This window comes from Variovorax sp. E3 (assembly GCF_016082275.1).
Taxonomy (GTDB): Bacteria; Pseudomonadota; Gammaproteobacteria; order Burkholderiales; family Burkholderiaceae_C; genus Variovorax.
Genome location: NZ_MOWM01000009.1, coordinates 19,390 through 32,644, shown reverse-complemented (window position 1 = coordinate 32,644; position 13,255 = coordinate 19,390). Strand labels below are relative to the sequence as shown.

At 64.9% G+C, this 13,255-nt stretch carries 14 protein-coding genes and 2 pseudogenes; 1 reads left to right on the top strand and 15 read right to left on the bottom strand.

The window, feature by feature from the left end:
- The first annotated feature begins 174 nt into the window (after window positions 1–174).
- Window positions 175–1,347, top strand: a complete 1,173-nt coding sequence (locus tag BMG07_RS05440; RefSeq protein WP_307866875.1) for an ABC transporter substrate-binding protein — start codon at window positions 175–177, stop codon at window positions 1,345–1,347.
- A gap of 41 nt (window positions 1,348–1,388) precedes the next feature.
- Here the strand turns inward: BMG07_RS05440 and BMG07_RS05435 are convergent, their stop codons facing one another.
- The 15 genes and pseudogenes from BMG07_RS05435 to BMG07_RS05365 form a co-directional block, all read right to left on the bottom strand.
- On the bottom strand, window positions 1,389–2,387 hold the full coding sequence (locus tag BMG07_RS05435; RefSeq protein WP_198083694.1) for a tripartite tricarboxylate transporter substrate binding protein: 999 nt from the start codon (window positions 2,385–2,387) through the stop codon (window positions 1,389–1,391).
- Window positions 2,388–2,444: 57 nt separating this feature from the next.
- Window positions 2,445–3,025, bottom strand: a pseudogene (locus tag BMG07_RS05430) (flavodoxin family protein).
- Window positions 3,026–3,059: 34 nt separating this feature from the next.
- Complete coding sequence (locus BMG07_RS05425; RefSeq protein WP_198083693.1) at window positions 3,060–3,965, bottom strand: fumarylacetoacetate hydrolase family protein; 906 nt, start codon at window positions 3,963–3,965, stop codon at window positions 3,060–3,062.
- Window positions 3,966–3,974: 9 nt separating this feature from the next.
- The gene (locus tag BMG07_RS05420; RefSeq protein WP_198083692.1) at window positions 3,975–5,504 is read right to left on the bottom strand and encodes an aldehyde dehydrogenase family protein; all 1,530 of its coding nucleotides are present in this window, start codon (window positions 5,502–5,504) and stop codon (window positions 3,975–3,977) included.
- A 13-nt stretch (window positions 5,505–5,517) separates the two neighbouring features.
- Window positions 5,518–5,943, bottom strand: coding sequence for a cupin domain-containing protein (locus BMG07_RS05415; RefSeq protein ID WP_198083691.1), 426 nt, complete (start codon window positions 5,941–5,943; stop codon window positions 5,518–5,520).
- The gene (locus tag BMG07_RS05410; RefSeq protein WP_198083690.1) at window positions 5,940–6,710 is read right to left on the bottom strand and encodes a ribonuclease activity regulator RraA; all 771 of its coding nucleotides are present in this window, start codon (window positions 6,708–6,710) and stop codon (window positions 5,940–5,942) included. The genes BMG07_RS05415 and BMG07_RS05410 overlap by 4 nt, the downstream gene beginning before the upstream one ends.
- Window positions 6,707–7,111, bottom strand: coding sequence for a RidA family protein (locus BMG07_RS05405; RefSeq protein ID WP_198083689.1), 405 nt, complete (start codon window positions 7,109–7,111; stop codon window positions 6,707–6,709). The genes BMG07_RS05410 and BMG07_RS05405 overlap by 4 nt, the downstream gene beginning before the upstream one ends.
- A gap of 14 nt (window positions 7,112–7,125) precedes the next feature.
- Window positions 7,126–8,061: a VOC family protein gene (locus BMG07_RS05400; protein ID WP_198083688.1), complete on the bottom strand. Its 936-nt coding sequence runs from the start codon at window positions 8,059–8,061 to the stop codon at window positions 7,126–7,128.
- A complete protein-coding gene (locus BMG07_RS05395) occupies window positions 8,058–8,798 on the bottom strand; it encodes an ABC transporter ATP-binding protein (RefSeq protein WP_198083687.1) in 741 nt (246 codons plus the stop codon). The genes BMG07_RS05400 and BMG07_RS05395 overlap by 4 nt, the downstream gene beginning before the upstream one ends.
- Window positions 8,791–9,552 carry an ABC transporter ATP-binding protein gene (locus BMG07_RS05390; RefSeq protein WP_198083686.1) on the bottom strand — a complete coding sequence of 254 codons (762 nt, stop codon included), beginning with the start codon at window positions 9,550–9,552 and terminating at the stop codon, window positions 8,791–8,793. The genes BMG07_RS05395 and BMG07_RS05390 overlap by 8 nt, the downstream gene beginning before the upstream one ends.
- On the bottom strand, window positions 9,549–10,403 hold the full coding sequence (locus BMG07_RS05385) for a branched-chain amino acid ABC transporter permease (protein WP_198083685.1): 855 nt from the start codon (window positions 10,401–10,403) through the stop codon (window positions 9,549–9,551). The genes BMG07_RS05390 and BMG07_RS05385 overlap by 4 nt, the downstream gene beginning before the upstream one ends.
- Window positions 10,376–11,314 (bottom strand): branched-chain amino acid ABC transporter permease, encoded by a 939-nt coding sequence (locus tag BMG07_RS05380; protein WP_198083684.1) that lies wholly within the window; start codon window positions 11,312–11,314, stop codon window positions 10,376–10,378. Before BMG07_RS05380 ends, BMG07_RS05385 begins: the two co-directional genes overlap by 28 nt.
- A 47-nt stretch (window positions 11,315–11,361) precedes the next feature.
- Window positions 11,362–12,153: an FAD-dependent monooxygenase gene (locus BMG07_RS41530; protein WP_269758673.1), complete on the bottom strand. Its 792-nt coding sequence runs from the start codon at window positions 12,151–12,153 to the stop codon at window positions 11,362–11,364.
- Between the two features lie 31 nt (window positions 12,154–12,184).
- A pseudogene (locus BMG07_RS44690) lies at window positions 12,185–12,637 on the bottom strand (FAD-dependent monooxygenase); the annotation flags it as partial.
- A gap of 23 nt (window positions 12,638–12,660) precedes the next feature.
- Window positions 12,661–13,230 carry a RidA family protein gene (locus BMG07_RS05365; protein WP_198083681.1) on the bottom strand — a complete coding sequence of 190 codons (570 nt, stop codon included), beginning with the start codon at window positions 13,228–13,230 and terminating at the stop codon, window positions 12,661–12,663.
- Window positions 13,231–13,255 lie beyond the last annotated feature (25 nt).

The following is a 13,255-nucleotide window of genomic DNA, read 5'->3' as shown; positions in this document are numbered from 1 at the left end:
CTCTTCGGGCGGGAGCGTCTTCCTGGAAATTGATGTCTCGAAGAAACCGGGCAGGTCACTGCCATTGGGATCATGCCAGGGCAGTTATGTCGGTCTCCGACAAACTCATTGGATGTGAAGGAGGGACCTGGCAACAATCGCTTCTTTTCCACTGGGGCTCTGATTGCGGACCCGTTGACGCATCAGGTCGATGTCGTCACACAGAAGGTATCTCAAGTGCAATCTACCCCTCGCTCGGTGCGCCTCTCGTTGGCCGTCGCCACCGCCGTATTCATGACGGTTGCCCAAGGCGGTCAGATCGTTGTGGGCCAAGTGGGCCCGATGTCGGGTCTCGAGGCGGGTCAGGGGCGTGCGTATGCCGCTGGCATGCAACTGCTTTTCGACACCGTCAACAAGGCGGGAGGCGCGAACGGCAACACTTTCACCTTGGCAACTCGAGACGACGGCGGCCGGCCGGAAGATACGGTCAACGCGACCCGGCGACTCATTGCCGAAGAACGGCCGCTCGTGCTGGCCGGCTATTTCGGGAATCGGAACATCACCAGCCTCGTGGAGTCCGGCATCCTGGAAAAAAACAAGATTGCACTGCTGGGATACCGCGCGACCGACCTGCGCGCCAGTACACCTTACCTGTATAGCATCCGCGCTGGTCTGCACGACGAAATCGGCAAGATCGCGCAACACCTTGCCACGATAGGGATCACCCGCTTGGGTCTTTTCTATGAAGACGGCCCGGATGCCGCAGGAGTCATTGCGGCATCAGACGAAGCGGCGGCAAAGGCACACGTGGCCATCATGGCCAAGGCCTCCTATCCGCCAGGCACCACCCGTGTCGCTCGCGCAGTCGAAGTGTTCGCCAAAGCATCGCCGCAGGCGATCATCATGGTGTCCAATGGCGCCCCCGCGGCCGCATTCATCGAGCAATACCGCGCGAGCGGCGGGTCTGCGCAACTGTTCGCAAGCTCCAATGCCGATGTCGAGCAACTGTCCAAGCGACTTGGCAAGGAGCAGCTGCAAGGCGTGGCAATTGCTCAAGTAACGCCCAGCCCCTATCGGATTTCAAGCCGACTCGCGAAGGAGCTCAACGACGCCGCCGAACGGGCCGGCAAGCTGGACCTGCCGGTGAGTTTCGCCATGATGGAGGGTTTCATCGCGGCCAAGGTGATTGTGGAAGCGGTTCGGCGCCAGAACGCGAAGGTCACCCGTGAAGCCATGCCCGCGACGCTCGAAAGCATTGGCAACTATGACGCGGGCGACTATGTCGTCGCCTTCAAGCCGGGGATGCATGTCGGCTCGAGGTACGTCGAACTCTCGATCGTCAGCAGCACGGGCAAGATCAGGCAATAGCGCCAGCACAAGCCCGAGCCCGAGCCTTGAAAGCGGACGCGTCAGTCCAGATGCGCGCCTACTTTCTTGATGACTTCGGCGAACCTGGATGATTCGGCGGAAATATGCCGGGCGAATTCCGAGGGGGTGGCAGAAAAGGGCTCGTAGCCCAAAGCAGCGAGCTTGTCGCGAACATCCTGCTCGCTCAGGGCCTTGGCGACATCGCGGCGGATCTTTTCCAGCACCGCCGGGGATACGCCGCGCGGCGCGGCAAAAGCGGTCCAACCGCTGACTTCGAACCCGGCGGGCCCGCCTGCTTCCGCGACCGTGGGCACGTCCTTGTATGCCGCGAGCCTGCGGGGAGCCGCGATCGCAAGAAACTTGAGCTTTCCGGCCCGATAGAGCGCGCCCGCCGTGGCGCTGGTGCCCAAGGCGAAGGTCAGTTCCCCGTTGGCAACACCGCTGTAAAGCTGACTCGTTTCCTTGTAGACGACGTGCTGCATTTCGGTGCCCGTCATCGTCTCGAAGAGTGCCGACCCCAGGTGTGCAGGATTGCCGACCGACCAGGAGCCATAACTGAGCCCGCCCGGGTTCGCCTTGGCATCGGCGACCAGGTCGGCCACGTCGCGGTACTTGCTGTTGGCCGAAGTAGTGATGAAGAAATAGGTCTTGAACAGCGGGGCGATGAGTTCGAAATCCCTGTTGCCGTCGAAGGGCAGCCTCTTGAAGAGATACGGGTACGCCGTCAGGTGCACATTCTCCAGATGGATCAAGTCGTGCCCGTCGGTGGCGCCGCGCTTGAAGGCGTTGATGGCGATGAACCCATTGCCGCCCGGCCTGTTCTCTACCGCGACCGGTTGGCCCCAGGCGCGTGCAAGCTTGTCCGCGACGAGACGCGCCACTGCGTCGGGCCCGCTGCCAACGGGGAATGGGCTGATCAATCGCACGGGCCGCGAGGGGAACCGCGGCTCCTGCGCGAAAGCCGCCGCCCCCGGGAGGCAACAGGCGGCTGCGAGCAGCGCGGTTCGGCGGTTGACGATGGCGGGCGTTTTCACTCGCATTGCTCCTGATGGTTGTCGAGAGGAAATCGCTTCAAGGCAGCGTGATGGCCCCGGCGATCAAGCGGGCGCGGTGTCCGAATGCTGCGCGGCGGCCATCCGGGCCGTCACCGACGCCACGCGCTCGCCGAACAGGCGCGCCGTCTCCAGGTCGCCCGCTGCCATCTCGCCGCGCCCGCGTCGGAAGGCGACTGCGCGATGGCGCCGCTGAAGGAGACGAGATAGTTCACGTCATTGCGCTTCGCGTCTTTGGTGTTGCTCGGCATCAGCCCCTGGCTGACCCAGATCATCCCGTGCTGCATGGCCATCGTGAACAGCGCGGTGAGCGTCGACTGCTTGTCGCCGTTCACGCCGGCGCTGTTGGTGAAGCCGGCGGCAATCTTGTCTTTCCATTCCTGCGCATACCAGTACTTGGATGAGGCATCGGCGAATTTCTTGAACTGCCAGCTGACGCTGCCCATGTAGGTGGGTGTGCCGAAGATGATGGCGTCGGCCGCCTTGAGCTGCTCCCAGCCGCCGGCCGGCAGGTTGCCCTCGGCGTCGATGGCGATGAGTTCCGCGCCGGCGCCTTGCGCCACCGCCTGCGCCATGCGCTGGGTGTGGCCGTAGCCGGAGTGGAAGACGACTGCAATGGTGGGCATGCAAAATTCCTTTGGTTTCATTGGATGGGGGATGTCAGGCGGGGGTCTCATAGAAAGCCAAGTCTTTGGCGACGAGCCGGTTTCTCAGTTCTCCCAGACCGGTCGCGCGGACGACCACCAGATCGCCCGCCTTGAGGAACACCGGCGGTGTTCGTGCGTTGCCGATCCCGCTGGGGGTGCCGGTGAGGAGCACGTCGCCGGGCCTCAGGGTCATTCCAAACGAGAGTTCGCTCACCAGCTCGGCAATGCCGAATGCCATCTGCGATGCACTCGCCTGCTGCATGACGGCGCCGTTCAATTCGCACTCGAGAGTGACATTCGCCAGTTCGACGTCGTCGCGCAGCGTGAGCCACGGGCCGAGGGGCATGGTGCCGTCGATGCTCTTTCCTTTGAGCCACTGGCCGCCGTGCCGGCGTTGCAGGTCGCGCTGGGAGACGTCGTTGGCAAGGCAGTAGCCGAACACGTGCGACATCGCGTGCTCGCAAGGGATGCTGCGCCCCTCCTTGCCGATGACAAGCGCAATCTCGGCCTCGTAGTCCCACTTCCCGGAAATGACGGGGTCGTACGCGATGTCGTCGTGCGGCCCGATCAGGACATCCGGTCCCTTGGTGAAAAAGGTCGGGGCTTCGGGTTTCGGGACGTCCTGCCCTTCGCGCTTGCCATCGCTCTCGTAGAAGTGGTCCCAGTAGTTCCAACCCGTGCACAGCACGTCGCGGCGCAAGCGGCGGATCGGAGACAGAAGCCGCAACTCGGAGAGCGCGGTGACTTCGGAGCGCGCGGACTCGCAAAGCTTGCGCAATGCCGGAACGGCGGTGTCGCATGCGTCGATCACGCGCTGCATGTCACTGAACTCACGCGGAGCTATCACGACGTTGCCGTCCGCGCGCAGACAGGCAAGGCGCTCCTCGCCGGTGCGCAGTTCAACAGTTCCTAGTTTCAAGAATTGTCCTCAGAGTTTGAGCCGGCTGTCCCAGGGCGACTCGCCGCCCCAGTTGATGCACACGCTCTGCCGGCGCATGTAGCCTTTCCAGGCATCGGACCCGGCCGTTCGACCGCCGCCCGTCTCCTTTTCGCCGCCGAACGCCGCACCGATGTCGGCGCCCGTCGTTCCCATGTTGACCTTGGCAATACCGCAATCGCTGCCCGCGGCCGAGAGGAACAGTTCGATGTTGCCCAGGTTCGTGCTGTGGATGCCGGACGCCAGGCCCTGGGGCACGCCGTTGTGGATGTCGATGGCCTCCTCGATGGAGTCGTAAGCGACCACGTACACGATGGGCGCAAATGTTTCGTGCTGCACGCAAGGCCACTCCGGGCGAACCCGGGTGATGAGCGTGGGCTCCACGTAGTGGCCGGGGCGGTCGATGCGCCGGCCGCCGAAAACGACTTGGCCGCCCGATGCAGTCGCGTCGCGCACCGCGCTTTCGAAGTGGCCCACGGCGGCTTTGTCCACGAGCGGCCCGACCACGACGCCGGGCTCGCGCGGGTCGCCGATCCGGATCTGCGCAAAGGACTTCTTCAGCAACTCCACGAGCTCGCCTTCGACGGAACGATGCACGATCACCCGGCGCGTGCTGGTACAGCGCTGCCCGGTCGTGCCCACGGCGCCGAAGGTGATGCTGCGCGCGGCCAGCTTGAGGTCTGCCGTTTCGTCCACGATGCAGCCGTTGTTGCCGGAGCATTCCAGCATGTAGCGTCGCCCGAGCGTGCGGCCCACGACGTTGGCCACCTTGCGGCCCACCGTGGTGGATCCGGTGAACGAGACCAGTGCGACGCGCGCGTCGGCCACGAGCAGTTCGGCGAGCTCATTGCTCTGTGGAATGAAGAGCGTGAAAACGCCTTCGAAACCCATTTCCTGCATGGCGATGTTGCTCAGGTGCTGAAGCGCCAGGGCCGTGAGCGGCACCTTCGGACTCGGCTTCCAGACCACCGTGTTGCCGCCGATCGCGGCCAGGAAGCCGTTCTGAGCCCACACGGCCGCGGGGAAGTTGTAGGCCGAGATGACGCCGACCACGCCGAGCGGAAGCCACTGGTCGTACATGCGGTGCTTTGCGCGCTGCGACTGCTGCGTGAAACCGTAGAGCATGCGCGACTGGCCCGCGGCGAAGGTCGCCATGTCGACCAGCTCTTTCACTTCGGACCGGGCCTCCATCAGCGACTTGCCCGTGTCGAGCGCGACGACGGCCGCCAGGCCTTCGAGGTGTTCGGTTGCCAGCTGTCCGATGCGCAGCACCAGTTCACCGCGCCGAGGTGCCGGCACCATGCGCCAGGACTGCTGCATGGCGGCTGCCGCGGCCACTACCTTCTCGTAGTCGACGGCATTCGCACCGGCAACGCGGGCGGTCACCGTTTCGTCGGCCGGATTGACCGCGTCGATGCGTACGCGGTCTTCGGTTGTGCTCCAGCCCTGGGGGCCGGAGCAGGCGCCGGCGTGAATTGGCTGGATGCCGAATTGGCGCAGCACTTCTTGCGTGTCGAACATTTGAGTGAGTTCCTCAGGTTTTGGAAAGGAAGCCGGAGATGGACTGGTCCGTGTGGAACGCCGGCTTCTCGTAGTAGTGGGGGCCGTCGTAGATTTCGATCAGCACACTGCGCTCGTGCGCGACGGTGGGGCCGTGCGGATGGTCCTTCGGGTTCATGTAGAAAGAACCCGCAGTCAGCCGGAGCTGGCTGTCCGTGTACTCGTAGTCGCCTTCCAGGCAGTACATGAACTGGTTGGACGCATGCGAGTGCTTCACGGGGATGCGGCCGCCCTTCTGGTACTCCAGCAAGGCGATGCTGGCCCCGGTGTCCGCGTTCTTCCAGAGAAAGTACTGGCGAAATCCGTACTCGGAAAAGTCGATCCACTTGGCCGGATCGAGCTCCTGCGTGCGGATCAGCAGTTCAAGGGTCTTCATCGTGGCTTCGTTGGGCGCATTCATTGCAGAACCTCCAGTGAGGGACGCCCGGCCGCGACCCAGCCGTCGTATTCCTTGCGGCTTTCCGGGGTCGCCGGAAACAATCCGAAGATCGGGCGCCCGCGCGAGATGTGCAGTGCCGCGAAGCGCTCGTAATCGACCGCCTCCAGTGCTTCCTGGGCGATCTCGTCAACCAGGTGCAGCGGAATCACCACCACGCCCTCGGCATCGCCCACCAGCACATCGCCCGGGTACACCGCCACGTCCGCGCAGCCCACCGGGCCATTGAGCTCGACCGGGTGCATGGCAATGGGGGTAGCCGGTGGCGCGGCCTGGCGCTGGTAGGCCGGCAGGTTCGTGGCGCGGATACCGGGCGTGTCCCGGAAGCCTCCATCGGTGACCACGCCTGCCACACCGCGCTGGCGCATGCGCAACGCCATCAGGTCGCCCGCGGCAGCCGAGCGCACGCATCCGCCCGTGTCGATCACCAGCACGTGGCCGGGCGGACACTCCTCCACGGCGCGGCGGTGCAGGTTGTCGTCACGGCCGTAATTGGCCATGGTGTCGATGTCCTCGCGCGCCGGCATGAAGCGCAGCGTGTAGGCCGGTCCCACCATCGACTCCTGCATTCCGGAAACCGGATGCAGCCCCAACAGGTAGGCGTTGCGGAACCCGCGCCTGAGCAGCGAGTTGGCAATGTTCGCCGTCCCCACCTGCGACAGTTTCTCGCGTGTGGCGGGCGACAGAACGGTCGCGACGTCGCTGTGAATCGGTTGTTCCCTGAGATTCATGATGGCCTTCCTCCATGTCCCAGCACGGCGACCGCTTCGATCTCCACCAGGATCTCGGCCTGCGCCAACGCGCTGACCTCGACCAAGGTAGCGACCGGAAACGCGCCCTCGAAGAATTCGCGGCGGGCCCGCCAGACCTGTTCGCGATTTGCGATCCGCGTGACGTAGATGTTGAGCTTCACCACGTCGCGCATGGCGCCACCCGCGGCGGCGACCAGATGCTGGATCCGCTCGAAGATCAGGCGAGCCTGGTGGTATTCGTCGCCGCCGGCGGGCTGCAGATTGCGGTCGCGGGCCGTGAGGCCTGCGACGTACACCGTGTCGCCCACCTTGAGGCAGTTGGACCACGTGCCCGGCGCGGGTTCGGTGACCTCGGGGCTGCTGATGCGTTGTATCGTCATGCGCTTTGCTTCCGTCAAGAAAAGAAGTCCAGGGGCGGTTTCGCCCCCCATTGGGTGGTCTCGTCGGCCGTGCCGGCGAAGACGCTGGCGAGGTGCAGGTGATTCACCACGTCCCCGTCGGTGTAGTGCTCGATCCGGAAGCCGAAGGGATCGCGCCAGTAGTCGAAGATCTGGCTTCCGAGCAGATGCCTGCCGACACCGCAGTCAAGGGTGTAGCCCCGCTCCAGCAGGAAGTCGTGCGCGCTCATCACCGCATCCAGCCCGTCCATCTCGAACGAGCAGTGGTGCACGCCGACCACCGGCGCCTGCAGCACAAGCATGCAATGGTGGTCCACCCACGCCTGTCCCGCATCCACCCGCAGGAAGCTGCCGATGGTGCGCGCCGGTTCGCCTGGCACGGCCAGGTAGTCCGAGGCGATGAGCCCGAAGCGTTCGCGCAGCCAGGCCACCGACGCGTCGTGATCGCTGACGTGCAGTACGAAATGGCCCAGGCGCCGCACCGGTTGGATCTGCCGTGCCACCCGCACCGGCAGGTTCTTGCGCGGCTTGGCTGCAGCGGCGTTGAAGTCGTCCACCCGCGCAAGATGCAGCGGCTGCGCGGGCACAGCACCGTGCAAAGCATCGATCTCGAAGCCGTCGGGCATGCGCATGCGCACGCGATCGCCGCCCCCGGGAAGTTCGGACACCGGCTCAACTTCGCTCGATCCGGGCAAGCGCGCCAGTGCGGCAAGGTCGGCGCGCGATGCCACCTGCAGTCCGGCGCCGAGGAAGCGAGGTTCGCTGCCCAGTACGGCCTCATACACGAACGGCGCGGTGCCGCTCCCGCGCATCAGCAGGCGCTTGCCGTCGCAGGGCGCTGCCGGATGCATGCCGAAGTCGAGCAGGAAGGTTTCCAGTCGCGACAGATCGGGCGTCTGGTAGCGCACGTAGGCCAGGTCGATCGCCTTCATTGGAGTGCCTCCTCTTGCGCGCCGGCTTCGGCGGGCGCATGTCCCAGAATGGTGGCGGCCAGGTCGCCGCGCGCACGCGCGGCCTTGGCGCTGCCCGACCAGATCAGCCGACCGGAGTCCAGGACGTACACGCGATCCGAAAACGCCAGTGCCTTGGACAGGTTCTGTTCGACCAGCAGCACCGCCAGCCCTTGCTGCTTGAGCTGGTGAAGGGCCGCATAGCAGATGTCCACATTCTTCGGCATCAAGCCCAGCGACAGTTCATCGATGAGGATGAGATCCGGCTGCGCCATCAGCGCGCGGCCGATCGCCACCATTTGCTGCTCGCCGCCCGAGAGCGTGCGTCCCATCGATCCGAATCGCTCCTGCAGCCGGGGGAACATGTCCAGCACGCGTTGCATGTTGCGCGCAGCCACGCGGCCGGGCTGCGAATAGCCTCCCACCAGCAGGTTCTCGCGCACCGTCATGTCGCCGAACAGCTTGCGGCCTTCGGGCGAGATGGCGATGCCGGCACGCACCCGGGCCTGCGGCGCCAAGGCGGTGACATCCCGGCCATCGAAACGGACGCTGCCGCTGGTCGCGCGCACATGGCCGGCGATGCATTGCAACGTGGAGGTCTTGCCTGCGCCGTTCGATCCGATCAGCGCGATGATCTCTCCCCTCTTCACCGTCAGAGAGAGTTCATGCAGAACCACGGCGGCGCCATACCCGCAACTCAAGCGCTCGACTTCAAGCATGGACTGCTCCTTCGCCGAGGTAAGCCTCGACCACGTGCGGGTTGGTCATCACCTCGGCGGCGCGGCCGTCGGCGATCTTGCGGCCGTTGTCCAGCACGACGATGCGCGGACAGATCCGCATCACCTCGGCGAGGTTGTGTTCGATCAGAAGGATCGTGGTTCCCAATGCGTTCAGCCGCTGGATGAGGTCGGCCAATCGCACCGCCTCGTCGTGCCCGAGGCCCGCCAGCGGTTCATCCAGCAGAAGCAAGCGAGGCTTCGTCGCCAGGGCGCGGGCAACCTCCAGGCGCTTGAGTACCCCCAGCGGCTGAGTCGAAGGCATGCTGTTCGCCAAAGCCGCGATGCCCACCATGTCCAGACAGCGCAGCGCCGCCTCGCGCAGGCCCTTGCGATCCAATGTGGCGACAGCGCGCCATGGTGTCAGGGTGATCTGGGCACCGGCGGCCAGCACCACGTTGTCCAGCAGGGTCATGTTGCGGAACGGACGCACGATCTGATGCGACATCGCCATGCCGAGCCGCGCGCGCGCAGCCGCGGCCAGCCCGCTGATGGACCGGCCGCCGAACAGGATCTCGCCCGATCCGGGTGCGACCGCTCCGGAAATGAGCCGCAGCAGGGTGGTCTTGCCGGCCCCGTTGGGTCCGAGCAACCCCACCAGTTCGCCCGTGGCGAGTTCGAACGAGACCCCGTTCACCGCGACGACTCCGCCGAAGCGCACGCCCAGGTCACGCATCTGCAACAGCTTCGTGCTCATGCGGCCTCCTTCGCCCGCAGCAGGCGCAGTTGCTGCACCAGCCAGGGAAACAATCCTTGAGGGGCGATACGCATGATGGCGAACAGCAACAGCCCGAACACCAGAAGCTTGTAGTCGTTCACGAAGCGGAACCACTCGGGCGCAAGTGTCAGCAGCGCCGCGGCGAGCACGCTGCCCCAAAGCGAACCCATACCGCCGATCACCACCATGGCCAGGATCATCACGGAGACGGGGAACCCGAATGCCTCCGTGCCCACGTTGCCCAGGTGATAGGCGTACAGGCAACCGGCCAGGCCTGCCAATGCCGTGCCGATCGTGAACGCCGCCAGCTTGTAAAGCGGCGTGTCGATTCCAAGGCTGCGCGCGGCCTGCTCATCGGCGCTGACCGCTTCGAAAACATAGCCCAGCCAGCTGCGCTTGACGACCCAGCAGACCGACCCTGTCAATGCCGCGCAGGCGACCACCAGGAGCGGGTAGGCAGCACCGAGGCCGGTCGCGGGTATTTGCGAGATGCCCAGCTCTCCCCCCAGCGCATCGGTCGTGCGCACCGCGCCGACGAACAGGAAGCCCGCCGCCATGGTCGCGATCGCCAGGAAGTCATCCCGCACCCGCAGGCTGCAGAAGCCGACCACCAGGCCGACGACGCCAGCCAGCAGCAAGGCGCAGGGCAAGGTGACGGCCATGCCGAAGCCGGCCTTGGCGAGCAGCGCGGTCGCATAGGCGCCAACGCCGAAGAACGCCGCGTGCCCCAGGCTCACCTGCCCGCACAAGCCCGTGATGAGGTTGAGGCTCAGCGCCAGAATCACATGGATGGCCACCAGGGTCAGGAGTGACGTTTCATAAGCGCCCATTGAGTCGCTCCTTTCTGTTTCGTAAGCTGCACCAGCCGGCGAAGCCAGTGGCCGCCGGAGAAGAGGCCTTCCGGCTTGACCAGCAGCACGGCGAGCATTGCGGCGAACGCCACGCTGTCGCGGTCCAGCACATTGGCCAGGTAGGTCGATCCAAACGCTTCCACCAGGCCCAGCAGAAGTGACGCCACGAGGGTGCCTCCCATGTTGCCCAGCCCCCCAATGACGATGATTGCCAGGGCCTTGTAGGTAGGCACCGCGCCCATGGAAGGCTCCACCAGGTTGTTGAGCACACCCACCATCACACCGGCGGCCGCGGCGAAGGCGGAACCGATCGCGAAATTGACATAGCGGACCTGCCGCAGGCTGATTCCGCACGACGCCGCCATGCGCGGCTCGCTGACGCTGGCGCGCCAGGCCATGCCGACCCGTGTGCGCGCGGCAAAGACGGCAAGCCCCGCCAGAAGAATCACGGCCATGGCCACGGCGGCCAATTCGGCGTACTTGATCTGCATGCCGGCGAGCACTACGGCGCCTTGCAGCGGCGGCACGTGGTAGGACAGGCCATAGTCGCCAAAGACCAGCCGCAGAAGTTCCTCGATGGCGAGAAACATGCCCACGGAAGCGATCAGGGGCACATACGGCGGCTGCTCCAGGATCGGTTCGTAGCAGAGCCGGTACATCAGCATTCCGCACGCGGCCACGGCTGCCATGCTCAGAAGCACGCCCAATGCGAAGCTGCCCGTGGCGTTGGTAGTGACCAGGGCCAGGTAGCCTCCGAGGGTGAACAGGCCCGCGTGCGCAATGTGCAGCACCCGCAGCAACCCGAACACCATGGCCAGGCCGATCGCGACCAGCGCGTAGATCGCGCCGTTGATCAGCCCCTGGGTGGTGAGATTCAGAATAAGGTTCATGAAGAGCGCCTATTGCCTTGAAGATGAGTCAAGTGGAGGCCAGGGCCTCAAGCGCGATGAACCGGGCAGCCCCGATGGCGCGAGTGGGATTCGCGCGCATTCAGGGATGTCACGTCGAATCCCGCCCTGGTGCGGAATGCCTCGGCACGCTGCGCGATCTCCGCTGCCGGAATGACATCGTCGATGTCGCTGAACCCGTTGGGTGCACGCTCCTGCACAAGGTCCATGATGATCTCGTGCGACAGGTTGCGGTTGGACAGGCAGATGTCGCGCATCGGCGGCAGTCGTTCCGCTTCATATTCCTGCAGGGCGAACTCGGGGCGGTCCGGATGGTCGGCCAGATGCTTGGCGAGCACGCGGCCGTCCACCACGGCCTGGGAGCCGGCCTGCGATCCGACCGGGTGCATGGGATGGGCCGCATCCCCCAGCAAGGTGACGCGTCCGAATGACCAGCGTTCGACAGGGTCGCGATCGACTTTCGGAAACTCGAAAATGCTGTCCGCCGCCTCAATGAGCGCGGGCACGTCGAGCCAGTCGAACTTCCAATCCGCGAAGGCGTGCGCGAACTTTGCCTTGTCGATCCTGCGGTTCCACTCCTCGCGCGGCGGGCCGTCGCCGGACTGCCCCAGCTCGAAGATGAAGTTGCCAAGGACCCGGCCATCGGGCAGTGCACGGATCGGGTAGGCCACCAGCTTTTGGTTGCGGTGGCCGATCATGGTCATCGTGTTGCCGCCCAGCCAAGCCTCCACGGCCACGGCCGTGCGCCACATCAACTGGCCACCGAATCGCAATCCCTGCTCGGGATAAAAAATGCTTGCGCACGCTCGAATGCAGGCCATCCGCGGCCACCAGGATGCCGCCCTTCACGGAGGGCAGCCGCTGCCGGGTCTCGCTGTCGACGAAGTGCAGCGTGACGCCATCCTCGTCCTGCTCGAACGCCGTCAAGGTGTGATTGGTGACGATGTTCTGCTCCCCGATGCGCTCCCTGGCGGCCTTGAGCAAGAGCACTTGCAAATCGCCTCTGTGCACCGCGCATTGGGGCCAGCGGTAACCGGAAGCGCTGCCGCGCGATTCGCTCCAGATTCGCTTGCCATGCACGCTGTAGAAGCCCAGGTTCTCGATGCCGACGGAAATCGCCTTCAACGCTTCACCCAGGCCCAGTTCAGTGAGTTCACGCACGGCATTGGGCTGCAGGTGGATACCGAGACCCATCGCCTCGATGCGCGGCGCTGCTTCATAAACTTTTACGGGAATTCCTGCATCGTGCAGGCTGAGTGCGGTACTCAGTCCACCGATACCTGCCCCAACAACAATCACTTCCATATCTGCTCCTTCAAGAATCCGGATCACCGGACTTCCACAATCGTTTCGACTTCCATCGCCGTGTTGCTCGGGTTGGCGCTCACCCCCTCCAGCACGCGCGGATGCTTTCCGGCCTCACCGAACACCGCGGTGTAGAGCGTCGAGCAACCCTCCGCGATCGGAGTCAGGTCGGAGAACCCAGGTGCCACGGCGATGTTGAAACGCACGTAGGCGATCCGCTTGACCCGATCCAGATCCCCAAGCACGTGCTTCATTCGGGCGATCTGCCGCACGCACGCACGGCGCGCGAGCATGGGCGCGTTCTGCACCGAAATCTTGTCCGGAACGGATCCCTTGACCCATTGGCCATCGGCATCCTGCGGAGCGGCGGACGAGAGAAACAACAGGTTGCCGACCACGGCGCCGTGCAGCCAGGGACCGCTGTCGGGCGCCAGGCTCGGCAGCTTGCCTTCGGGGTAGCCCATGGCGGTCAGTTCGGCCTTGAGTCTGGACTCGACCGTGCTCGGGCTTTGAGCCGATGCAGCTGCGGCCGCCAGCATCAGGGTGACCAGCGCAAAGGCCGGTCGGATCTTGGAACGGATTGGGGTTTTCATCATGTCTCCTGGATTGACTCGACTG